This is a genomic window from Streptomyces mangrovisoli, assembly GCF_000974985.2.
GTDB classification, from domain to species: domain Bacteria; phylum Actinomycetota; class Actinomycetes; order Streptomycetales; family Streptomycetaceae; genus Streptomyces; species Streptomyces mangrovisoli.
The window spans coordinates 1-22,228 of record NZ_LAVA02000102.1 but is presented as its reverse complement, the minus strand read 5'-3'; the positions used below and the strand labels follow the sequence as shown (position 1 = coordinate 22,228).

The window sequence follows — 22,228 nt, the reverse complement described above, 5'->3', positions numbered from 1 at the left end:
ACGCACGTCATGGCCGCCTCGGGACACGACGCACCACGACGCCGACCGAGCACCCCACACTGGCTGTTCGGGGACCAGCTCGGCCCCCACTTCCTCACCGCGGGCGACGACGGGGGCCCCGGCCGGGACGCCCCCGTCGTGATGGTGGAGGCCCGCTCCGTCTTCCGGCGCCGTCGCTTCCACCGCGCCAAGGCACACCTGGTGCTCTCCGCGATGCGGCACCGCGCCGCCGAACTGGGCGACCGCGTCCGCTACATCGAGGCCGAGACCTATCGGGAAGGGCTGCGGAAGGCAGTGGGCGACGGTCGGTTGACGGTGTGTCACCCGACCTCGTGGGCGGCGCTGCGGCTGGTGCGCTCGCTCGACGGTGTCACGGTCCTGCCCCCGCGCGGCTTCCTCGTCGGTACCGACGCGTTCCGCGCGTGGGCCCAGGAGCGCTCCGGCGGTCGGCTGCACCAGGAGGACTTCTACCGCTGGGTGCGGCGCGAGCACGACCTGCTGATGGACGGCGACGCGCCCGCGGGCGGCCGCTGGAACCACGACCACGCCAACCGCGAACCTCCGCCCGGCGACGCGCCCACGCTGGGCGCGCCCGCGCCCTACCGGCCCCGCGAGGACGAGATCGACGAGGAGGTGCGCCGCGACCTGGACCGCTGGGAGCGGGAGGAGGGCATCACGTTCGTCGGCCGGGACGGCCCGCGCCGCTTCCCCGCCTCCCGCCGGGAGGCGCTGGCCGCGCTGCGCCGCTTCGTCGACCACCGGCTCGCCGGGTTCGGGCCGCACGAGGACGCCATGCTGGCCGCCGACCCGGTGATGCGGCACAGCCTGCTGTCGTCGTCGCTCAACCTCGGCCTGCTGGACCCCGCGGAGTGCGTCGACCGTGCGGAGGCGGCCTGGCGGGCGGGCCGCGCGCCGGTGGAGAGCGCCGAGGGGTTCGTCCGGCAGATCGCGGGCTGGCGGGAGTACGTGTGGCAGCAGTACTGGTGGTTCGGCGACGGCCACCGTGACCGCAACGCGCTGCGGCACCGCGCGCCGCTGCCCGAGTGGTTCCTCGAACTCGACGCGGACGCGGTGGGCGCCCGCTGCCTGTCCACCGTGCTCGCGCAGGTACGCGACACCGGCTGGACCCACCACATCCCGCGGCTGATGGTGCTGGGCAGCCACGCGCTCCAGCGGGGCTGGGACCCGCGCGCGGTGACCGACTGGTTCCACCGCTGCTTCGTCGACGGCTACGACTGGGTGATGGTGCCGAACGTCATCGGCATGTCCCAGTACGCCGACGGCGGCCTCGCCACCACCAAGCCGTACACGTCCGGGGGCGCCTACATCAACCGTATGAGCGACTTCTGCGGGACGTGCGCCTACCGGCCCGACCGGCGGGTCGGCGACCGGGCCTGCCCTTTCACCGCCGGCTACTGGGCCTTCCTGCACCGCCATCGCGCGCGCCTGGAGCACCATCCGCGCATGGCGCGAGCGGTACGGGGCCTGGACCGGCTCGCCGACCTCGACGAGCTGCTCGACCAGGAGGCCGCACGCGGGGCCGGTCCCCCGTGAGCCGTCGCCGGGCCGCCGATCGCGGGTCGGCGGGTCAGCGGGCGGTACGGCCGTACAGCTCCGACAGCAGCGTGAGCGCCGAGCGCAGATCGGCGGGGCGCGGCATCGCCGGGGTGGGCCGGCCGGCCCAGCCGGGTCCGCCGAGGACGACCAGGGGCCGGCGGCGGGCGCCCTTCACACCCCACTGCGTCTCGGCGACGTGTCGGGCCAGTCCGGGGTTGGCCGTGGAACGGGCCTGGGCCCACAGCACGACCGCGGCGGGGCCGAGCCGCTCGACCGCCGCCGTGAGCGCCTCCGCGGGTACGGCGGCTCCGAACATCCTGGTGGCCAGGCCGAGTTCGGCGAGGCTCGCGTTGAGCGCCTCCATCGGAAGGGTGTGCTGTTCGCCCGGGAGGCAGGCCAGCAGGACGGGACCCCCGGTCAGGGAGTCGTCCTGCGCCCGGGCCGGCGCGGTGCAGCGGCGCAGGGCGGTGGAGACGTGCCACGACAGCAGGTGCTCCACCTCGACATAGCGGTCGCCCGACGATGCCCACTTGCGGCCCACGGCGTGCAGCGTGGGCATCATCACCTCGTGCCAGGCGGCGACCACGCCGTGTTCCCCGACGGCCGTCGTCAGCAGGTCCTCGACGGCGGGGGCGTCGAGGCGTACGGCGGCGCGGGCGAGGCCGCGGCACTCCTGGCGCACGTCGCCGAGCGGAAGGGTGCCCGCCGCAGCGGAGCCCGCGGCGCGCCCGCCCCGGCCCGGCCCCGGCAACGAGCGGTCCGGCGCGGACGACCGCTCCGGCCCGGACGAGCGGTCCGGCGCGGACGAGCGGTCCGAGCCCGGCGAGCGGCCGGATCCGGTCGAGCGGCCCGACCCCGGCGAGAACGCCGGTTCCGGCACGAGACCGGGCTCCGCGACGCCCTGGCCCCGGGCGGCGCGGGCCGCCTCGGCAGGCGGCACCCCGGCCGCGGTGAGCCGGCACATCGCCTCCAGCACCGCCACGTCCCCGGAGGTCCAGCGCCGGTGCCGGCCGTCGGGGCGCACGGCGGGGCCGATGCCGTAGCGGCGGTCCCAGGAGCGGATCGTGGTGGGCGACACGCCCAGCCGGCGGGCGAGCGCGCCGGTCGTCAGCCCCGCCTCCCCCTCGGCTCCGCCCGGCGTCCGTTCCTCGGTGCCACGCCGGTCCGGTAGAGCGTCCATGACGCCGACTCTACGCCCATACGACGCAGAAACGATGCGAGTTGAGACGGTTGCCCGGGCCCTCGCACGATGGCGGCGCCGGGGGGTGACCCGGCCCCGTCGACGGCATGTCGGCCCGCCGCGCGAGCGTCCGCGGCAGGTCGGCCGCCGCGCGGGTCGGTCGCCGCCGGGCCCCGCCCGTCCGGACGGACCGCTTCCGATCGCCGAGGAGCCCGCCATGAGCCCGCAGCCGGTCACGCAGTCGCCCGCGTCGCTCCCCGACGAGGACCTCGCGCGCGGGCTGATGGCCGGCGACGACGCCTGCCTCACGGCCGCCTACCAGCGCTGGTCGACCCTGGTCCGCACCCTCGCCCGCCGCTCGCTCGGGGACGCCGAGGAGGCCGAGGACGTCACCCAGCAGGTCTTCGTCGGCGTATGGCGCGGGCGCGGCGGCTACCGTCCGGAGCGCGGGCCGCTCGCCGGGTGGATCGTCGGCATCACCCGGCGCAAGATCGCCGACGCCCTGTCCGCGCGCACCCGGCGCGGGGAGCTGGTCGCGGCGGCCGGTGCGGTCCTCGCCCTCGCCGGTACGGCCGCGGGCCGCACCCCCGAGGCGGCGGTGGACCGGGTCGTCGTCCGCGCCGAGCTGTCCCGGCTGCCCGCACCGCAGCGGCGCGTCCTGCGCCTGGCCTTCTACGAGGACCTCACCCAGACGCAGATCGCCGACCGGACGGGATGGCCGCTGGGCACCGTCAAGAGCCACGCCCGCCGGGGGCTGCACCAGCTGCGCGACCGGCTGGACGAGGAGACGGCCACGGACGGGGAGCCGCGCCACGCGGTCGTCTGAGGCCGGCGCCGGGGGCCGCCGCCGCGTGGACCGGACGGTGCGTCAGTACGGCGTCCCCCCTCCCCCGCCGCTTCCCCCCGCTCAGCCCCGCAGGGCCCCCGCGTCCGGCTCGGTCGCCGTCGTCGTCTCCGCGGCGATCTCCTTCGGCCCGAACGGCCACACCTTCTCCAGCCGCGCCCAGACCGCGAAGGCGACGCAGCCCAGGGCGACCCAGGCCAGGGACCACTCGATGGGGTGACGGCCGGGGGAGTTCTTGTCGGCGTACCCGTAGATCACGCACCAGCCCGCGAAGGCGACGACGCTCGGCAGCGGATAGAGCCACATGCGGTACGGCCGCGCCAGGTCGGGCCTGCGCCTGCGCAGCACGGACAGGGCGACGATCTGGGCCAGCGCCTGCACGATCACCATCACCGTGGTGAGCAGCTGGATGAGGGTCGCGAGGTCGGTGTGGCGGCCGACGAGGAAGCCCGCCGCGGTGATGACGCCCATGGTCGCAAGTCCCAGCGTCGGGAACCGGTGCCGGGGGTGCAGCCTGGCGTACGGCCGGAAGAACACGCGGTCGCGGGCGGCGTCGTAGGGCACCCGGGAACCGCCGAGCAGGCCGGTGAAGACGGACGCGAAGGCGGTGATCAGGATGAGCACGGTGACGGTGTCGGCCGCCCCCTTGCCCCAGGTCTTCTCCAGCACCGCCGAAGCCACCGAGGTGGCGGCGACGTCGGCCGGGTCCGTCATCCGGTGCCAGTCGATCACGCCGAGGGTGCCGATCTGGAGCAGCAGGTAGATCGCCATGATGCCGAGGATCGAGTAGAGGACGGAACGGGGCAGGACGCGGCCCGGGTCCTTGATCTCGGCGCCCATGTAGGCGGTGGTGTTGTAGCCGAGGTAGTCGTAGATGCCGATGGTCAGGCCGCCCGCGAAGCCCAGCCAGAAGTGGTTGCTCGTCAGGCCGAAGGCGTGCGCCGGGTAGGTGAAGGCGAGGTGGGCGCTGAAGTCGGTGGCGGCGGCCACGATCACCAGGAGCACCGAGGCGATCATCACCGCCCACATCACGGCGGTGATCCGCGCGATGTGCTCGATGCCGCGCCACAGCAGGAGCACGACGAGAGCGATGACGCCGAGGCCGACGAGGTCGCCGGAGGCCTGGCCCAGACCGGGTGACAGGTAGCCCAGGTACTGCACGAAGCCGACCACGCCCGTGGACATGATCAGCGGGATGAACAGCATCGCCGTCCACACGAACAGGAACGGCATCAGGCGGCCGGTGCGGTACTGGAAGGCCTGGCGCAGATAGACGTAGCTGCCGCCGGAGCCGGGCATCGCGGCGCCCAGTTCGGCCCAGACCAGGCCGTCGGCGAGCGCGAGGACCGCACCCGCCAGGAAACCGATGACGGCCTGCGGGCCACCGAACGCGGTGACCATCAGCGGGATGGTCACGAAGGGGCCGATGCCGCACATCTGGCTCATGTTGATGGCGGTGGCCTGGAACAGGCCGACACGGCGGACGAAGCCGCCCTCGGGCGGCGGACTTCCGGACATGGATCCTCCACGGGGCTGGCTGGCCGACCGGGCGCCGATAAAGTTAAGGACCCTTACTTGAGGCGTCAAGGGGGCGGGGGAATGCGTGAGAATGGTGTGATGCCCGCCAGCGACGCCATAGAGCAGCAGGAACAGCCGTGGAGCCCGCGCCGGTTGCGCCACTCCAACGAGCGGCTGCTCCTGGACCGGCTGCGCGCCTCGGGCGCCGCCTCCCGCGCCCAGCTCGCGCGCGAGACCGGGCTGTCCAAGCCGACCGTGTCCAGCGCGCTGGCCTCGCTGGCGGCGGCGGGGCTGGTCCACGAGGTGGGCACGCAGGCGCCGGAGCGCGGGCGGGTCGCCGTGCTCTACGCGCCGGACCCGGCCGCCGGGTACGCGCTCGGCATCGACATCGGCCGCGGCTGGCTGCGGGTGGCGGTGGCCGACCTGGACGGCACGGTGGTCGCCCGCGCGGACGTGCGCAACCGGGCCCGTACCTCCGCCGCGATGGCCGACCTCGTGGTGGCCACCGCGCACCGCGTGGTCGCCGACTCCGGCGTGGGGCCGGGCGACGTGGTGCACGCGGTGGTGGGCACGCCGGGCGTGTACGACGCGGAGCGGCGGCGGGTGCGCTACGCGATGCACCTGCCGGGCTGGGGGCGCGCGGGTCTCTTCGACCGGATGCGCGAGGAACTGGGCGTCCCGCTGGAGGTGCACAACGACGCCAATCTCGCGGCGCTCGGCGAGTACACCTACGGCGTGGGCGCGGGCAGCCGGCTGTTCGCCTACCTCCTGATCGGCACCGGTCTGGGCATGGGCGTGGTGAGCGAGGGGCGGCTGTTCACGGGGGCGCACGGGCTGGCCGGAGAGATCGGCTTCCTGCCGTTCCCGGGGTGGCGGGGGCCGGAGCGGCTGGAGGACGCGGTGTCGGGCGAGGCCGTGGTCGAGGCGGCCCGGCGGTTCGGCATGACGGGCCCCCAGCTCACCGCGAAGGCGGTGTTCGACGCGGCCCGGCAGGGCCAGCCGGCCGCGGCCCGGGCGGTCGCGCTGGAAGGCGAGCGGATCGCGCACACGGTCGCGGCCGCGGCGGCCGTGCTCGACCCCGACCTCGTGGTCCTCGGCGGGGGCGTGGGCCACAGCGTGGACCTGCTGCTGCGGCCGGTGCGGGAGAACCTGCGGGCGCTCACCCCGCTGCGGCCGAGGATCGTGCCCGGCCGGCTGGGTGAGGACGCGGTGCTGCTCGGCGCGGTGGCGACGGCGCTGGGGACGGCCCGGGACATGGTGTTCGAACGGCGGGCGGCGGGGGCCGCGGACGGCTGACGCACCCGGCCCGCGGCGCCCGCACCGCCGCTCCCGGCCCGCCGCGGCAGGCGCGGCAGGCGCGGCGGGCCGGGAGCGGCGGTGATTGACAGTGCCCTTGGGCGTCCCTAGCGTGAGCCGAGTTAGTAAAGTTTCCTAACTTTACCGAGGCCGGAGACCACGTGTTCCCTCGCCCCGCCCCGCACTCCCGCCCGGAACGCCTCAAGGGTTCCCGCCCGGCCTCCGCCGGCGTCGTCCTCGCCCTGCTGCTGGGCTCTCTCGCCACCGGCGCCTGGGCGGGTTCGGGGGACCCGGCCCGCTCCGGACCGCGCGGCCCCGTCCGGGTGACGCGGGTGCCGGACACCGCGGGCAGCACGACACCGCTCGCCGGGTTCGCCGTCCAGTCGTCGGCGAAGGTGCGGGACACCCCCGCCGCGGTCTCCTCCCCCGGCTATCCGGCGGACGGCTGGTACCCGGCCGGCCGGCGCTCCACCGTGCTCGCCGCGCTGCTCGCCGACGGCGTGTACCCGGACCCCTTCCGTTCGACGAACCAACAGCTCATCCCCCGGGCGGACTTCCAGGTGCCGTGGTGGTATCGCGCGGACTTCACCGTCACGGACACCGCGCGACGCACCTATCTCGACATCAGCGGGGTCATGTCGGCAGCGGACGTCTACGTCGACGGCCGGCGGGTCGCCACGGCGGCGGAGGTCACCGGCGCGTACACCCGCCACGAACTTGACGTCACCTCGCTGGTGCGGCCGGGCACCAACACGGTCGCGTTCCGGGTCCGGCCCAACGATCCGAACAAGGATCTGACCATGGGCTGGCTCGACTGGCTCCAGCCGCCGCCCGACCGCAACATGGGCATCGTCCGCGATGTCGTGGTCCGCCGCGGCGGCCCGGTCGCGCTGCGCGACACCCACGTGGTCACGGCACTGGACGTGCCCTCCCTCGCCTCCGCGGACCTCACCGTCAGGACGCGGGTCCGCAACGACTCCGGCGCGCCGGTGACGGCCAGGGTCTCCGGCCGGGTCGCGGGCGTGTCGTTCGCGAGGTCCGTCGCGCTCGCCGCGCACGAGACGAAGGCCGTCGCCTTCGGGCCCGCCGACGTGCCCGGTCTGCGGCTCTCGGCGCCCCGGGTGTGGTGGCCGGCCGGCCTCGGCGGCCAGCCCCTGTACGACCTCGGTCTCACGGCGTCGGTCGCGGGGACCGCCTCCGACACCGCCCACGAGCGCTTCGGCATCCGCGAGGTGACCGCCGGTCTGGACGCGGACGGCGCCCGCCGCTACCGCGTCAACGGCCGGCCGCTGCTGATCAGGGGCGGCGGCTGGTCGCCGGACGAGTTCCTGCGCTGGGACCGCACCTACACCGAGGACCGGCTGAAGTACGCCCGGGACCTCGGCCTCAACGCCCTGCGCCTCGAAGGGCACATCGAGCCGGACGACTTCTTCGACCTCGCCGACCGCTACGGCATCCTCACACTGCCCGGCTGGGAGTGCTGCGACAAGTGGGAGGGGCAGGTCAACCCCATCGGGTCGGGCGAGAAGTGGACCGCCGCCGACCACCGTACGGCCACCGCGTCGATGGCGGCGGAGGCGGCGAGGCTGCGCGACCACCCCAGCGTCGCGTCCTTCCTCGTCGGCAGCGACGCCGCTCCCGACGCGACCATCGAGAAGGAGTACCTCGGCGCGCTGCGCTCGGCCGACTGGCCCGATCCGGTGATCCCGGCCGCCTCCGCCAACTCCAGCCCGCAGCTCGGCCGTTCGGGCATGAAGATGACCGGCCCGTACGACTGGGTACCGCCCGGCTACTGGTACGCCAAACGCGAGGGCGGCGCCACCGGCTTCAACTCCGAGACCAGCGCGGGCCCCGCCATCCCCACCCTCGACACCCTGCGCAGGATGATGACCTCGGCCGAACTCGCCACGCTCTGGCAGGACCCGGCCGCCCGTCAGTACCACCGCTCGCCGTCCCCGGTCTTCGGCACCCTGAAGGTCTACGACGACGCCCTCACCGGACGCTACGGCGCCCCGTCGGGCCTCGCCGACTACGTGCGCAAGGCCCAGCTCGCCCAGTACGAGGCCGTACGCGCCCAGTTCGAGGCGTACCGCCGCAACGCGACCGACGCGCACCGGCCGTCGACCGGCGTGATCCACTGGATGTTCGACAGCGGCTGGACGTCGCTGCACTGGCAGTTGGTGGACCGGTATCTCGACCAGGGCGGCGCCTACTTCGGCGCGAAGAAGGCCGGTGAACCGCTGCACGTGCAGTATGCGTACGACGACCGCTCGGTGGTCGTGGTGAACGACCGCCATGCCCCGGCCGCCGGACTCACCGTCCGCGCCGCGCTGTTCGCACCGGACGGCACGCGCCGGTACGACGCCGCCGCGACCGGCGTGACGGTGGCGGGGGACGGCGCGCACCGCACGGCGCTGACCCTGCCCGCGAAGGTGTCCGGGCTGCCGAGGACGTATCTGGCGCGCCTGACGCTGACCGACGCCGCGGGCCGGGAGGTGAGCCGGAACGTGTACTGGCTCTCCACCGAGCCGGACACCCTCGACTGGGCGCACACCGACTGGTGGCACACGCCGACCACGCACCGCGCGGACCTCACCGGGCTCGGCTCCATGGCCCGGGTGCCGGTCGCGGCGACCGCCTCGACGACGACGTCCGGCGCCACCTCCACGACGACGGTGACCCTGCGCAACACGGGGAGCGGCCGGACGCCGGTGCTGCTGACGGACGCGCATCTCGTCGACGCGCAAAACCGTCCGGTGCTGCCGGTGCGCTGGTCCGACAACCAGGTCGGCCTCTGGCCCGGCGAGTCGGTGACGCTGACCGCCACCTACCGCACGGCTGACCTGCACGGCGCGCGGCCACGGGTGCGGGTCAGCGGGTGGAACACTCCCGAGCGGACGATTCCGGCGGGGTGATCCCCCTGGGCGCCCGGACAAACGCGGGCGGGACCCGGCGGGTTGCGCGCGGGTCCCGCGGAACTGCCGTGCGGGGCCCGGGGGATGCCGGGCCCCGCGAGGGTCAGCTGACGTTCAGCGCCGTGTCGTCGATCACGAACGACGTCTGGAGGGTGGAGCCCTCGGTGCCGGTGAACTTCAGCGTGACGGTCTGGCCCGCGTAGCTCGCCAGGCTGAAGCTGCGCGCCACGTAGCCGCTCGCCGCGTTGAGGTTGGAGTACGTGGCCAGGGTGCTCAGGACGGTGCCGGAGCTGTTGAGCACCTGGACCTTGAGGGTGTCGTAGGCCGTACTGGTGGTGGTCTCCGCCGTGTCGATGTGCGTGTAGAAGCTCAGGGCGGCGGTGGTGCAGCCGGACGGAATGGTCACCGACTGCGACAGGGTGTCGGTCGTGGCGGTGCCGTAGCCGTCGAGCCAGGCCTTGTACGAGCCGGTACGGGCCGCCTCGCTGCTGGAGTTGGTGATGACGCCGCTGGTGGCGGTCCAGACGGTGTTGCCGGACTCGAAGCCGTTGTTGCCGAGCAGCTGGCTCGCGGTGCAGGTGGTGCTGCCCCCGCCGCCTCCGCCGCTGGTGCCCGTGCCGGCCAGCCAGGCCGTCGCGTTGAGGGCCAGGGCGGCGTTCTGGGCGCCGGTGTCGTTCCAGCCGTCGTAGAGCGTGTTGCCGGACTGGCCGGTGCCGTCGTCGACCGGCGAGCTGTCGCCCCAGAAGGCGACGCGGCCGCTGCCGAAGGTGCTGGTGGCGAAGAACGCGCCGGTGTTGCCGGAGTAACCGGTGCGGTAGACCAGGCCCTTGACGGCGGAGTTGTCGGACGGCTTCAGGGTGACGGTCGTACCGTCGGCGATCAGGCTCTTGGAGACCTTGCCGAAGGAGCCGTTCAGGACCGCGTTGGTGCTGTCGCTGATCGCGGTCGGGTAGTCCGAGCTGATGTCGAGCGAGTCGATCGAGAAGCCGAACGGGTCGGTGGAGTCGACGCTGTTGTTCGTCATCAGGTCGTTGAAGATCTCCACCGCGTCGTATCCGTCGCTGTTGCGGTCGGATCCGGTGTGGTCGGAGATGATGAACAGGCCGCCGCCGTTCTTCACGAAGGTCATGATCGCCGTCTTCTCGGCGGTCGTGAACAGCGTGTTGGGCTCGGGCAGGACCAGCGTGTCGAAGTTCGCGAGGTCGGTCGTCGAGGAGCCGCCGTAGCTCAGGGCGGAGCCCGAGGGCAGCGTCTTCAGGCTGTAGCTGCCCGTCTGCTGGAGCGCCACGCCCCAGGAGGACAGGGCGCCGGTCCAGGAGGTCTCCGACGTGGGGTTGGAGTTCTGGCTCAGCGGGTCGGGCTGACTGGTGGAGATGATCCAGTCCGCGTTGCCGGCCGTCTCGGCGTGCGCGTTGTCGAACAGGATGCGGTGCGTGGTGGCCGCGTGGGCGGGCGCTGCCCCGGTGCTCACCTGGAGGGCGGCTCCGGTGACGAGCAGTCCGAGTCCGGCCAGGGCGGTGGTGAGTCTGTGGCGGGACCTTCTTGATCCAAGCATCCGGCGAAACCTCCGTATGGGGTGGGGTAGAGGCGGAGCGGGAGCCAATCTGCGCGCGTAGATTGCGAGTTCAGATTTCTACACGCGTTGATTGATTGAAAGGTACATGGCATGTCCGCCGGGTGAACAGAGGATCCCGGCCATAACCGGAACAGGACTGACCGCGCCGACAGCGGGCAAAAGGACGTCAGCGGGGATCCGGACGACAAGGGGCGGAGATGGAGATCTCGGGCATCATCAGTGCCATCCTCATCGGCATCATCATCGGCGTGCTGGGGCGGCTCGTCGTACCCGGCCGCCAGCACATCGGCATACTGTTGACGATTTTGGTCGGCATTGTGGCCGCACTGCTGGGCTCGGCCCTCGCCGCCGGCTTCGGCGTGGCGAACACCAACGGGATCGACTGGATCGAGTGGCTGATTCAGATCGGCCTCGCGGCGCTCGGCGTGGCCGCGCTGGACCGCTCGCGGGTGCGCCGCTGACCCACCGACGGGCGGCCGCGGGAGCCGGCCGCAGGCCTTCGCCGCACCGCGCCGCCGGGCCTTCAGCGCGCCGCACCGCCGGCCTTCACCGCGCCGTGCCACGGCCCGAACAGGGGCCGTGGCACGGCGCGTTCCGTGGGCCAGGGTGGTTCAGCGTTCTCGGGTGGTTCAGTGTTCTCGGGTGGTCCAGCGCGTGCCGGGGTCGTTCAGTGCGTGCCCTGGTCGTTCAGTGCGTGCCCGGGTGGATGTACGGCGTGGTGGTGGTCAGCGGTACGAAGCCGAGGCGCTGGAGGATGGGGCGGCTGTCGTCGGAGGCGTCCACCTGGAGATGGCGGTAGCCGCGCGCCACGGCGATCCGGGCGCGATGGGCGATCAGGGCGCGATAGAGGCCGCGTCCACGCCAGTCCGCCACGGTGCCGCCGCCCCACAGGCCCGCGAATCCGGTGCCGGGCACCAGTTCCATCCGCGCCGAACTGACCGGCGTCTCCCCCGCCATGGCCACCACGAGCACCAGCGAGTCCGGTTCGGCGACGAGCCGGGCGCGCAGCGCGTTCCCCAGCCGGGTGCCGTCCGTCCCGAACGCCTTCTCGTGCACGGCGACGGCGAGTTCCACCTGTTCGGCTTCGGTGACGGTCAACAGGCTCACGCCCTCGGGCAGTTCGCCGCAGTCGGTGAGCGTGGCCGCCTCGCCCACGAAGACGGTCTCCGCCGGCTCGGCGGTGAACCCGGCGGCCGTCAGCCGACGTCCGAGGTCGGCGGGCCGGTCGTGGCCGTACAGCTTCCACTCGAACTCCCGGCCCAGCGCGGTGAAATGGGCCACCTGCTCGGCGATCGCCGCGTCCGCGCCGGTCTCGTCCAACGCGGACCACACCACCCCGTTCCAGCCGTCGGCGTCCCCGGCGACCTGCCGTACCACGTCGCCGGTCCGCTCGACGCGGGCGCCGGGACCGTCGGGGCGGGCGTGCTCGCGCAGGAGGCGGTCGTGCAGGTCGAGCAGGGCGTCAGGTTCCATGGCGATCACTTCACCATTCGGCGGAGGCGTGGGCAACGGCGTTTTCGCGGCCCGACGTCCGGCGTCACCTCGCGACGGGGCGGCGGTCCGGGGGTGCGACGGTCCGGTGGTCCGGATCGGGGCGCACGGCGGACAGGTACGCGGCCAGCCGGTCGCGGTTACGGGCCAGGCAGTCGATACGGGCCTGGATGCGGTCGATGTGCCCGCTCAGCAGGGCGGCGGTCTGCGGGGTCACGCACGCGGCGGGCGGGTGCAGCACCTCGGGCCCGGAGAGGTACGGCAGGATGACGCGGATCATCTCGGTGGTCAGGCCCGAGTCCAGCAGGCCCCGGATCTGCTGCACGTCCTGGACAGCCGACTCGGGATAGGAGCGGTAGCCGTTCTCGGCGCGGTCGGGGTGCAGCAGGTCCTGCTCCTCGTAGTAGCGCAGCAGGCGCGTGGGAACGCCGGTACGGACCGACAGCTCACCGATCTTCACGCTCACACACCTCCGGGAAGCGGCTTGCCTTCACACTGATGTCAAGGTTCCACCATGGTCGCATGTCCACCTCCTCATCGGGCGGGGACGGCGGCGGCGCGCCCTTGCGGCTGCCGTGGTCCGGGCTGCTCGCGCTGTCCACCGCCGCCTTCACCGCCGTACTGACCGAACTGCTCCCCGCCGGGCTGCTGCCCCGGATGGCGCCCGCCCTCCACGTCTCCGAGGCCCGGATCGGCTTCCTCGTCACCGGGTACGCGGTCGCCTCCTTCCTGGCCGCGATCCCCGTCACCGCGGCCCTGCGCGGGCTGCCGCGCCGCACGGTCCTCGCGGGCGCGCTGCTCGGCTTCGCGGCGAGCGACGCGGTCGTCGCGCTGTCGTCGTCGTACGGCGTCACGTTCGCGGCGCGGCTGCTCGCGGGCGTGACGGGCGGCACGCTGTGGGCGATGCTCGCCGGGTACGCGGCGCGGATGGTGCCCGAGGAGCGGCGCGGGCGGGCGATCGCGGTGGTGCTGGCGGGCATCACGCTGGCGCTCTCGCTGGGGGTCCCGGCCGGGACCGCGCTGGCCGGGGCGGTCGGCTGGCGGACGGTGTTCGGCGCGCTCGCGGTGCTGGTCGGGGTGCTGGTGGTGTGGGTGCGCCGGCGGGTGCCGGCCTTCCCGGGCGAGCCGGCGCCCGCGCGCGTGCCGCTGCGCCGGGTGGCCGCACGGCCGGGGATCCGGCCGGTGCTGTCCGTGACGCTGTTGCTGCTGCTCGGGCATCAGACGCTGTACACGTACGTCGCCCCGTTCGCGGCGCACGCCGGGTTCGCGCGCACGGACCTGCTGCTCGCGGTGTTCGGGGCGGCGACGGTGGCCGGGATCTGGCTGACGGGCCTGCTGATCGACCGCCGGGCGCGCCAGGCGCTGGTGGGCGCGCTCGCCCTGTTCGCCGTCGTGCTGCTCGCGCTCGGGCTGGGGGTGCGGCAGCCGGTGGCGCTGGTCGCGGCGGTCGCGGTGTGGGGTGTCGCGTTCGGGGGCACGCCGACGCTGATCCAGACGGCGCTGGTGGGTGCGTCGGGGGCGGCGGACGCGGACGTGGCGACGTCGTTGCAGACCACGGTCTACAACGCGGGGATCGCCGCCGGTTCGTTCACCGGCGGCGTGGCCCTCCAGGCGTGGGGCCCCGGGGCGCTGCCCTGGACGGCGCTGCCCCTGGCGGTGGGCGCGCTGACGGTGGTGACGGCGGCTCGGCACCACGGGTTTCCGGGGCGGGGGGCGCTGGTACGTTCTGGCGGACGCCCCCACGCACCCCGGCTGCCGGCCGGCCGGGGCCGATCGCGCAGTTCCCCGCGCCCCTGAAGGGGCACCACCCCCAGCACCTCGACTACCGGCCGGTGGGGCCTGAGCGCGCAGTTCCCCGCGCCCCTGAAGGGGCACCTCGCACACCCCTCAGGGGGCGCGGGGAACTGCGCGAGCAACCACGACGGACCCGCGCAGGGGCACCACCCTCAGCACCCTCAGGGGCGCGGGGAACTGCGCGAGCAACCACGACGCGCCCGCACAGGGGCACCACCCCCAGCCCCCCAGGGGCGCGGGGAACTGCGCGAGACCGCCCAAGCAGCCCGCCAGGGCCTAGCCGAGTTCCAGGGTGGTCACCGCGTACACGCGGTCCTCGGCGTGCGGGCGGACCGGGCCCGTGTACATGCGGGCCGTCTCGAAGGACGGCGTGAGGCCCGCGTCCTCGGCGAGCGCCATCGCCGCCTTGTTGGGTTCGGGCACGTCGACCGCGATCTCGGCGCCGGACGCCTCGGCGGCCAGCGCGGCGAGGAGGGCGCGCGCGTCGTCCGCGCCGTCCGCGAAGAGCGGGCCGACCCGCAGGCCCTCGCGGGCGGGCCGCAGCACGGCGTATCCGCTGACCCGCCCTCCGGTACGGCGGACGACGGCCCGGTGCCCGGCGCCGGTCAGCCACGCGGTCAGGAAGCGCGGCCGGTCGGCGGGCAGACAGGCGGCGTCGTAGGCGAGGATCTCGTCGAGATCGCCCGGCCCGACGGGTCGGACCCCGGCGGGCGCGTCCGCGGCGGGGGCGGTGCCGGTGAAGCGGACGGTCCGGTGCGCGGGGGCGAACCCGGAGCGGCGGTAGTTGTCCTGCTGCGCCACCACCCCGTCGAGGCCGACGGTCCGCGACCCGGCGTGCGCGAGCGCGTGGTTCCAGGTGGCGAGCCCGTGACCGCGGCCCCGCAGGTCGGGCCGGACGAGGTAGCAGCCGAGGAAGGCGTAGTCCGCACCGTAGGTGACGACGGAGACGGCCGAGACGGGCTCGCCGTCGATCCGCCCGAGGAAGAACCCGCGGGGGTCCTGCGCGAAGAAGGCGGCCCCGTCTGCGAGTCCCGGGTTCCACCCCTCGTCCGCCGCCCACCCGCTGATCACCGGCCAGTCGTCGAGCGTGGCCCGGGTGACGACGAGGTCCGCGGGGGCGGAAGAGGACATCGGTGCGCTCCGATCGGTGGGGGGGTGAGCGTGCGGCGCCGCGCGCGAGCGCACCCGCAGCATCCTTCCGGATCACCGGCCCGTCCCGCTACGGCGTGATCAAGCCGCCGGTCCGGCCGCAGAAACGTGCCGCCGAGGCGGCCGGGACATCACGGTTCCGGCCCCCTCGGCGGCTCTCCGCACTCGGCGCTCAGCCGCCGGGTCAGCGCCCCGACTGCGGGCGCGCGCGCCGCATGAGGATCGCGCCGGCCAGGACCAGGGCCGCGCTTCCGGCGGCGGCCGGCAGCGTCAGGTCCGCGCCCGTGTGGGCGAGGGTCGCGGCCGGGGCCTCGGGCGCCTGCTGGTCCGGCGTGACGGGCGACGCGGGGATCGTGCGCGGCGACGCCGGGGCGGACGGGTGCTGGACCGGGTGGCGCGGCACCTCACGGACCGGGGCCGGCTCGTCGTGGCCGGAGGTGTTCACCGAGGTGTTGCCGAGGGCCGGGTTGAGCACCCCCACGACGCTCACGGAGTTGCCGCTCACGTTCACCGGCAGGTCCACCGGCAGCTGGACGCCGTTCCCGGAGATCACGCCCGGGGAGCCCTCCTCGACACCCCGCGCGTGCGCGCCGCCCCGCGTGTGCGAACCGGACCGCGTGTGCGTGTCCGTCGCCCGCGTGTGCGTGTCCGTCGCCCGCGTCCGCGCACCGCTCCGGACGTGCCCGCCGCTGCGCGCGTCCTTGTCCCCGGACACGTTGGCGCAGGTGTTGCCCGCGGCCGGGTTCAGCAGCCCCACGACGTTGACCGTGTTGCCGCACACGTTCACCGGGACACTCACCGGAAGCTGCACCGTGTTGCCGGAGATCGCACCGGGGGAACCCGCCGCGACTCCGTCCGCGGTGGCGCCGCCGTCGGCCGCGAAGGCCGCGCAGACCGGCATCGTGACGGCCATGGCGCCGGAAGCGGCGATGGCGATCACACCGTTTCGGGTAACCCGTTTCATAGGCTCCTGCCTTCCAGTTTCGTCACGGGCAGTCGCCCGCACCGACTAAAACGCAGGCGAACCATCAGAGTTATGGCCTAGTCATGGCCAAACGGTCTTTCACCCCATCGGGGTCATGAGCCGCGATTGGCTGCCACTGCTCACATAACCGTCTTTTGTACGGAGGGGACACGGGCAGCGCAGCGGCAACGCGGAGCACAGGAGTCACGGCGGGCGGAGGGGGTCCGGGAGGCTCTTCCCGGGCCCCCGCTCCGGGCCTCCTGGGCCCCCTTCCCGGGCCCCCGGCGCCGGCCCCCTGCGCGCGAACCCCCGTATGCCACCCCGCACCGCCGCTCCGGAGGCGGCCCTTCGACGGCCCGCCTATCGTGATCGGGAACCCCGGTTCCCGGACCGCAGCCGGGCGTCCCTGGAGGCATGCATGCTGCCCAAGCTGTCGACGCGGCCCGCGGCCCGGCGCTGCGCGTGCGCCGGTGCCCTGACGCTGGCGCTGCTGGGGGCCGGGCTGCCCGTGGCGGCCGGTGCCGGGCGCGCCGACCACGCCCCGCTGGCCCGTTTCTACGACCAGAAGCTGAAGTGGGCGGCCTGCGACGACATCGACGCACCCAAGGACCTCCAGTGCGGCAAGGTCACCGTGCCCCTGGACTACACGAAGCCGCGCGGCGCGACGCTCGACCTGGCGCTCGCGCGCTATCGCGCCTCCGGCCGCTCGCGCGGCTCGCTGGTGCTGAACTTCGGCGGGCCCGGCGGCCCCGGGGTCCCCGAACTCGCCGCCGACGGCGCGGAGTTCATGGACCTCACCAACAACTACGACGTCGTCACCTTCGACCCGCGCGGCGTAGGACGGTCCTCCCCCGTCACCTGCGGCGACGGCGCCGACGGGGCCTCCCAGGCCGCGGTGGGCACCGTGACCGTGGGCGATCCGGCCGCCATGCTGCGGCAGTTGAAGTCCGTCGCCGACCTCTGCGCCCGCTACTCCGGGCCCGTCGCGGCCCATATCGGCACCACCGAGGCCGCCCGCGACCTCGACGTGCTGCGCGCGGCCCTCGGCGACAAGAAGCTCAACTACCTGGGATTCTCCTACGGCACCCGGCTCGGCGCGGTCTACGCGGCCGAATTCCCGCACAAGGTGGGCCGGATGGCGCTCGACGGCGTGGACACCCTGACCGAGCCGCTGTCCCGGCAGGGCCTCGCGGGCGCGGAGGGCCAGCAGACCGCGCTCGACGACTTCCTCGACTGGTGCGTCCAGGACATCGCCTGCCCCTTCGGCGACGACCGGCGCCAGGCCGGCGACAACGTCGTCCAGCTCGTGCGCGACCTCGACCGGCAGCCCGTGGCGACCGGTCTCGGCGGACAGCTCACCGGACAGGAGCTCGTGGGAGCCATCGGACAGGCGCTCTACAGCAAGGAGCTGTGGCCGTCGCTGGAGCGCGCGCTCGCCTCCCTGGTCGACGACGGCGACACCCGCGGCGTGGAGGCGTTCTCCGCCGACGGCCTGACGCTGCCCTACCGGGGGCGGCCCGCCCGCGGATCCGCGGGCCGACTCGTCGACCCCGACGACGTCCCGGCGGACAACCTCCCGGCCGCGCTGATGGCGATCAACTGCGCCGACGACCCCGACCGGCCCGGCGCCGCCCGGCTGACCGGCGACGTGCGCCGGCTGGCCGCCGCCTACGAGCACGCCTCGCCGGTCTTCGGGCGCTACCGGCTGGCGCAGCAACTCATGTGCTACGGACGCCCGAAGGGAACCGACTTCATCCGCCGGAAGGTGAAGGACGTCGACTCCGCCCGACTGCTGCTCGTCGGCACCCGGGGCGACCCGGCGACGCCGTACCGCTGGACCGTGGAGACGGCCCGGCGGCTCGGCCCGGCGGCGGTCGTGCTCGACAACAAGGGCGAGGGGCACACGGGTTACGGCTCCTCGCGGTGCGTGCACCGCAAGGTCGACGACTTCCTGATGTACGGCACGCTGCCGCCGAACGGCAGTTCGTGCCTGGCGGACGAGGCCTGAGCCGGCGCACCGGACGGCGGGCGGGACCGCCGTCCGTCGCACGCGGGGCCCCCGCCGGTCGCGCGCGGGGGGCCGCCGCCCGTCGTGCGCGGAAGGCCGCCGTCAGTCGCGGGCGGGGGTCCGCCCGCCGAGGAAGTCGGTGAGCGCCGCCGTCAGCTCCGCGGGCTTCTCGACGGGCAGTTCGTGCCCGGCGTCGATCATGCGGACCATCGCGTTCGGGTAGGCGGCGGCCATCCGCAGCATCTGCTTCACCGGGAGCTGGATGTCGTGGACGCCGTGCACGAGCAGCGTGGGCGCCTGGATCTCGCCGACCCGGTCAAGGACGTCGAAGGCGCGCATGGCGCCGTACAGCGTCATCACGACCTCCTTGGGGGTGGCCGCGGACGCCTCGATGTAGCGGCGCACCTCCTCGCGGGGGTGGCCGGGGGCGAACGCCCGCTGGATGTTGGCGGCGACGAAGAGCTTGTACGGCACCAGCGTCGACGCCCCCATCAGCCAGCCGCGCCCGCGGCTGTAGGTCATGCGGCTGATGGAGTCCACCAGCACGAGCCGCTCCACCAGCTCGGGGCGGGCGAGAGCGATGGTCTGCCCGATCATGCCGCCCATGGAGTGGCCGATCAGCACGCACCGTTCGACCTTCAGGTGGTCGAGCAGGGCGAGCACGTCGTCGGCCAGCTCCGCGATCGTGCGCACCCCCGCCCCCGTGCTGTCGCCGTGCCCGCGCAGGTCGAGCCGGATCACCCGGCGGCGCTCGGCGAAGTGCGCCACCTGGTGGTCCCAGCGGTGCCGGTTCGCCGTCCAGCCGTGGACGAACACCAGGGGGACGCCGCCGCCGTCGCGCGGGCCCTCGTCGTCGTACGTCAGGGCTGCGCCGTCGACTTCGAGCTGCGGCATGGGTGCCTCCTGGAAAGGTCCGGTTACTGACCGGTACGGTAGCCGCGCACCCCGGCTCCCGTCACCGTCGTTCGTCGAGGAATTCGAGGATGTGACCGAACACGTCCAGGGCGGCGCCGCGGCCGAGGAACGTGTCGAGGTGGCCGTAGCCGGGGATCTCGGCGTACCGCACGTCGAGCTGCGGCTGCCGGCGGGCCAGCACCTCGTGGCACAGCTTCTGGGAGTCCAGCCACAGCCCGTTCTCGCTGCCCGCGAGGAGCAGGACCGGGGTGTCGATACGGCCGGCCGCGTCCAGGGCGTTCGGCGGCAGCGACCGGTAGCGGAGGTCGGTGTCGTGCCAGCGCACCACGGTGCGGGCCAGCTCGATCCGGCGCAGGTGCGGCAGGATCCACAGCGGCGCGGGGCCGAGGAGTTCGGCGAGCCGGGCGTGCGTGGCGGCGGACAGGTTCTCGTGCACGAACAGCGAAGCACCCGTGCCCCAGGCGGAGTTGTGCAGGATCTGGCAGGTCGGGTCCGGACAGTCGGCCTTGCGGGCGGCGAGCGCGAACAGCGGGGTGTACTTCGACCACAGGCCGACCTTGGCGAAGTCGACCGGGATGTGGTCGATCCGGGTCTTCAGCAGCTCCCCGGCCACCGTCATGCGCAGCGAGGTGCGGCCCGCGAGCTTCGGGGTGAGGAACACGCCCTGCGAGACCACGCCCGCCAGGCCCGGGACCAGTCCGGCCGCCAGGCTGAGGGAGAGGGTGAGGGAGCCGATGCAGTGGGCGACCACGAACAGCGGCCGGTCCCCGATCCGCGCCCGCACGGCGGCGACGGCGGCGGGAATGTCGTAGAGCGCCACGTCGTCGTAGGTGTAGCGGCGGCCCGTCTCGTTGTACGGCAGCCGGCAGCTGCCCCGCCAGTCCAGCAGCCAGGGCTCGTGACCGGCGTCGAGCAGGACGTCGACCAGGTTGCGGGTCTCGGGCTGGAGGAACATGTCCGCCGAGGCCGTGTGCCCGTGCAGCAGCAGCACGGCGGGGCGGTCGGCGGACCCGGTGTCGACGCGGGTCAGCCCGAGGCGCGTGCCGTCGCCCGCCGTGAGCGGGATCTCCTCCACCCGTGCCGGGTCGAGCCGGTGGTACAGGGGCCGGAGGCTCTCGGTGGTCCTGACCCGGCGCAGGGCCGGCCGGGTGCGCGTGCTGGCCTTGAAGATCATCGCTGGTGCTCCGTGAGGGTGGGGGTGCGGCGCAGGTCGAGCAGGTCGGCGGCGGCCCGCGTGAACGGGGCGAGCAGTCCGCGGCCCATCTCCAGGCCGAACCACGCGAGCCAGGTCAGCTTCGCGGCCCGCTTCTCGCGGTCGGTCAGGCGCGGGTCGACCCGGATGCCGTCGATCTGGTCGCGCACATAGCTGTCGGCGGGGACGACGACCTCGCCGCGCAGCGCGGCGGCTTCGCCCTCCGGACCGATCTCGACGCTCAGCGCGCGGGTCTGCCGCCACAGGTCGCGGCGGGCGCGGGCGTGCTTGCGGCCCTCCAGCCACCACCGGCCGCCGTCCTGATCGGTCAGCGTGAGCCGGTAGGTGAGGAGTTGGTGACGCATTCCGTGCTGGAGCGGGATGCCCTCCTCGGGGCGCACCCAGATGTCCCCGCGCTCGACGGTCAGCGGGGCGGCGTGCACCGCGGCACAGGTGACCGTGCCCGTCACGTCCACCCGGCGCTCACGCACGAGTTGGTACATGCTCGCGATGGACAGGGTGAGGGCCATCGAGCACTCCGTGTCCGCTGCGCCGCCCACCGGGCCGACGGCGCCCTCGGTGGTCTCCTGGAACCAGAGGTAGGGCTGGTCGTCCCCCCGCGGGAGCCGGGCCAGACCGTCGTCGGCGAGCCGCTCGAAGGTCTTCAGCTGGGCGCGGGAGTCGTAGCGGGCCGCGGGCGGCAGGCCGAGGGCCGCCACCAGCCGGTCCGTGCGCGCCGCCTCGGCGGCCGGTCCGCGCAGTGTGGCCTCGCACAGCTTCAGCGCGGTCGGGCTCTGCAACACGCGCGACAGGAAGGCGAGTTCGGGCACGGGTTCGGCGTCGAGCCGGGCCAGGGTGTCGGCCCGCCACTCGTCCCAGTCCTGCACCCGTACATGCATTCCGCCGAACGCCATGTCGCGTACGACGTCGTCGAGGGTGTTGGGCACGCCGGTGAGGTTGTAGTCGAAGCCCCAGGCGTCGGGGGTGCACACGGCGGCCACGGCGACCCGGCTGACCCAGTCGACGGGGGCCGCGTTGAGGTAGCGGAACGCCGGTACGGTGCGGAAGCGGCCGAAGGCGGAGACCAGCCCGCTGCTGAGGTCGAGCGGGTTGTACGCGCCCGTCCTCGTGTGGCCGCTGATCCCGCCCGGCCGCAGCGCGGTGACCACCAGCCCGTGGTCGCGGGCGCGGCGCAGGGCCACCTCGGCGGCCCACTTGCTCTGGTCGTAGCCGGAGACGAGCCGGTCGACGTGGGCGAGCGGGTCGTCCTCGCCCATCGACGGGATGCCGACCTCGTTGAACACGGCGACGGAGGAGATGTGGTGCAGCGGCTTCGGCCGCCCGGTGGCCGCCAGTTCGGCGAGCGCGAGCGTGCCGAGGACGTTGCTCGCGCGCAGCGAGCGGTAGCCGCGCAGGAAGTCCACGGCGGCCCCGACGCCGACCACGCTGTCCACCTCGTGGGCGAGGGTCGTCCACCGCTCCTCGGAGAGGCCGAGCCGGGGTTCGCGCAGGTCGCCGGGGAGCACCGTCACGCGGCGGCGGACCTCCGCGGACCACGGCAGCCGGTAGGAGCGCAGCTGCGCGCCGAGCCGTTCGACGGCGGCCGCCTCGTCCTCGGCGCGGACCAGGCACACGACGTGCGCGTCGCTGTGGCGCAGCAGGTCGAGCAGCATGTGGCCACCGAGGAAGCCGGTGGCCCCGGTCAGCAGGATGCGCCGGGGCGGCACCGGTTCGGGCGCGGCGGTGAACGGCAGCCGGTCCGCGAGCGCCAGATCGGCGAGGATCTGCGCGAGGTCCTCCGGGCGGGCGGTGGAGTGGGGGGCGGGGGT

Annotated in this window: 17 protein-coding genes; 7 read left to right on the top strand and 10 right to left on the bottom strand. The window is 74.1% G+C overall.

Features of this window, described 5'->3' with window-relative positions; translation table 11 throughout:
- Positions 1-9 precede the first annotated feature (9 nt).
- Positions 10-1,554: a cryptochrome/photolyase family protein gene (locus tag WN71_RS33860; RefSeq protein ID WP_046592256.1), complete on the top strand. Its 1,545-nt coding sequence runs from the start codon at positions 10-12 to the stop codon at positions 1,552-1,554.
- Positions 1,555-1,588: 34 nt separating this feature from the next.
- Here WN71_RS33860 and WN71_RS40400 read toward each other — a convergent pair whose 3' ends face one another.
- Positions 1,589-2,737 carry a MerR family transcriptional regulator gene (locus WN71_RS40400; protein WP_079178324.1) on the bottom strand — a complete coding sequence of 383 codons (1,149 nt, stop codon included), beginning with the start codon at positions 2,735-2,737 and terminating at the stop codon, positions 1,589-1,591.
- Positions 2,738-2,954: 217 nt separating this feature from the next.
- Between WN71_RS40400 and WN71_RS33850 the strand changes: the two genes are divergently transcribed.
- Positions 2,955-3,563: an RNA polymerase sigma factor gene (locus tag WN71_RS33850; RefSeq protein ID WP_046592255.1), complete on the top strand. Its 609-nt coding sequence runs from the start codon at positions 2,955-2,957 to the stop codon at positions 3,561-3,563.
- Between the two features lie 81 nt (positions 3,564-3,644).
- Here the strand turns inward: WN71_RS33850 and WN71_RS33845 are convergent, their stop codons facing one another.
- Positions 3,645-5,099 (bottom strand): APC family permease, encoded by a 1,455-nt coding sequence (locus WN71_RS33845; protein WP_079178323.1) that lies wholly within the window; start codon positions 5,097-5,099, stop codon positions 3,645-3,647.
- A gap of 99 nt (positions 5,100-5,198) precedes the next feature.
- Between WN71_RS33845 and WN71_RS33840 the strand changes: the two genes are divergently transcribed.
- Both WN71_RS33840 and WN71_RS33835 read left to right on the top strand, forming a co-directional pair.
- Complete coding sequence (locus tag WN71_RS33840; RefSeq protein WP_071369912.1) at positions 5,199-6,395, top strand: ROK family protein; 1,197 nt, start codon at positions 5,199-5,201, stop codon at positions 6,393-6,395.
- Between the two features lie 161 nt (positions 6,396-6,556).
- Complete coding sequence (locus tag WN71_RS33835) at positions 6,557-9,310, top strand: glycoside hydrolase family 2 protein (RefSeq protein ID WP_046582520.1); 2,754 nt, start codon at positions 6,557-6,559, stop codon at positions 9,308-9,310.
- Between the two features lie 103 nt (positions 9,311-9,413).
- Here WN71_RS33835 and WN71_RS33830 read toward each other — a convergent pair whose 3' ends face one another.
- Positions 9,414-10,865, bottom strand: coding sequence for a hydrolase (locus WN71_RS33830; RefSeq protein ID WP_046582518.1), 1,452 nt, complete (start codon positions 10,863-10,865; stop codon positions 9,414-9,416).
- Between the two features lie 218 nt (positions 10,866-11,083).
- Between WN71_RS33830 and WN71_RS33825 the strand changes: the two genes are divergently transcribed.
- Complete coding sequence (locus WN71_RS33825) at positions 11,084-11,347, top strand: hypothetical protein (RefSeq protein WP_046582516.1); 264 nt, start codon at positions 11,084-11,086, stop codon at positions 11,345-11,347.
- Positions 11,348-11,573: 226 nt separating this feature from the next.
- Here the strand turns inward: WN71_RS33825 and WN71_RS33820 are convergent, their stop codons facing one another.
- Complete coding sequence (locus tag WN71_RS33820) at positions 11,574-12,359, bottom strand: GNAT family N-acetyltransferase (RefSeq protein WP_046582527.1); 786 nt, start codon at positions 12,357-12,359, stop codon at positions 11,574-11,576.
- 64 nt (positions 12,360-12,423) lie between these two features.
- A complete protein-coding gene (locus WN71_RS33815; RefSeq protein WP_046582514.1) occupies positions 12,424-12,837 on the bottom strand; it encodes a MerR family transcriptional regulator in 414 nt (137 codons plus the stop codon).
- Positions 12,838-12,899: 62 nt separating this feature from the next.
- Between WN71_RS33815 and WN71_RS33810 the strand changes: the two genes are divergently transcribed.
- Positions 12,900-14,174: an MFS transporter gene (locus WN71_RS33810; protein ID WP_079178322.1), complete on the top strand. Its 1,275-nt coding sequence runs from the start codon at positions 12,900-12,902 to the stop codon at positions 14,172-14,174.
- A gap of 273 nt (positions 14,175-14,447) precedes the next feature.
- On the opposite strand, the gene WN71_RS33805 is transcribed toward WN71_RS33810, so the two are convergent.
- A complete protein-coding gene (locus WN71_RS33805) occupies positions 14,448-15,302 on the bottom strand; it encodes a GNAT family N-acetyltransferase (RefSeq protein ID WP_046582512.1) in 855 nt (284 codons plus the stop codon).
- Between the two features lie 202 nt (positions 15,303-15,504).
- Positions 15,505-16,260 carry a chaplin gene (locus WN71_RS33800; RefSeq protein WP_046582510.1) on the bottom strand — a complete coding sequence of 252 codons (756 nt, stop codon included), beginning with the start codon at positions 16,258-16,260 and terminating at the stop codon, positions 15,505-15,507.
- 442 nt (positions 16,261-16,702) lie between these two features.
- On the opposite strand from WN71_RS33800, the gene WN71_RS33795 reads away from it, so the two are divergent.
- Positions 16,703-18,292 carry an alpha/beta hydrolase gene (locus WN71_RS33795; RefSeq protein ID WP_046582509.1) on the top strand — a complete coding sequence of 530 codons (1,590 nt, stop codon included), beginning with the start codon at positions 16,703-16,705 and terminating at the stop codon, positions 18,290-18,292.
- A gap of 102 nt (positions 18,293-18,394) precedes the next feature.
- Here WN71_RS33795 and WN71_RS33790 read toward each other — a convergent pair whose 3' ends face one another.
- The 3 genes from WN71_RS33790 to WN71_RS33780 all read right to left on the bottom strand — a co-directional run.
- Entirely contained in the window at positions 18,395-19,186 is a 792-nt protein-coding gene (locus WN71_RS33790; protein ID WP_046582507.1) for an alpha/beta fold hydrolase, read from the bottom strand.
- Between the two features lie 61 nt (positions 19,187-19,247).
- Complete coding sequence (locus tag WN71_RS33785) at positions 19,248-20,381, bottom strand: alpha/beta hydrolase (protein ID WP_046582505.1); 1,134 nt, start codon at positions 20,379-20,381, stop codon at positions 19,248-19,250.
- Positions 20,378-22,228, bottom strand: a 1,851-nt coding sequence (locus tag WN71_RS33780; RefSeq protein WP_071369911.1) for an SDR family oxidoreductase, incomplete at its 5' end; no start/stop codon positions are given. The genes WN71_RS33780 and WN71_RS33785, both read right to left, overlap by 4 nt.

Excerpts from the sequence above, each read along its gene's own strand:
- WN71_RS33845 (WP_079178323.1), bottom strand. The coding sequence starts at position 5,099 with ATGTCCGGAAGTCCGCCGCCCGAGGGCGGCTTCGTCCGCCGTGTCGGC.
- WN71_RS33810 (WP_079178322.1), top strand. The coding sequence starts at position 12,900 with ATGTCCACCTCCTCATCGGGCGGGGACGGCGGCGGCGCGCCCTTGCGG.
- WN71_RS33850 (WP_046592255.1), top strand. The coding sequence starts at position 2,955 with ATGAGCCCGCAGCCGGTCACGCAGTCGCCCGCGTCGCTCCCCGACGAG.
- WN71_RS40400 (WP_079178324.1), bottom strand. The coding sequence starts at position 2,737 with ATGGACGCTCTACCGGACCGGCGTGGCACCGAGGAACGGACGCCGGGC.
- WN71_RS33825 (WP_046582516.1), top strand. The coding sequence starts at position 11,084 with ATGGAGATCTCGGGCATCATCAGTGCCATCCTCATCGGCATCATCATC.
- WN71_RS33795 (WP_046582509.1), top strand. The coding sequence starts at position 16,703 with ATGCTGCCCAAGCTGTCGACGCGGCCCGCGGCCCGGCGCTGCGCGTGC.
- WN71_RS33790 (WP_046582507.1), bottom strand. The coding sequence starts at position 19,186 with ATGCCGCAGCTCGAAGTCGACGGCGCAGCCCTGACGTACGACGACGAG.
- WN71_RS33860 (WP_046592256.1), top strand. The coding sequence starts at position 10 with ATGGCCGCCTCGGGACACGACGCACCACGACGCCGACCGAGCACCCCA.
- WN71_RS33830 (WP_046582518.1), bottom strand. The coding sequence starts at position 10,865 with ATGCTTGGATCAAGAAGGTCCCGCCACAGACTCACCACCGCCCTGGCC.
- WN71_RS33840 (WP_071369912.1), top strand. The coding sequence starts at position 5,199 with ATGCCCGCCAGCGACGCCATAGAGCAGCAGGAACAGCCGTGGAGCCCG.
- WN71_RS33820 (WP_046582527.1), bottom strand. The coding sequence starts at position 12,359 with ATGGAACCTGACGCCCTGCTCGACCTGCACGACCGCCTCCTGCGCGAG.
- WN71_RS33805 (WP_046582512.1), bottom strand. The coding sequence starts at position 15,302 with ATGTCCTCTTCCGCCCCCGCGGACCTCGTCGTCACCCGGGCCACGCTC.
- WN71_RS33785 (WP_046582505.1), bottom strand. The coding sequence starts at position 20,381 with ATGATCTTCAAGGCCAGCACGCGCACCCGGCCGGCCCTGCGCCGGGTC.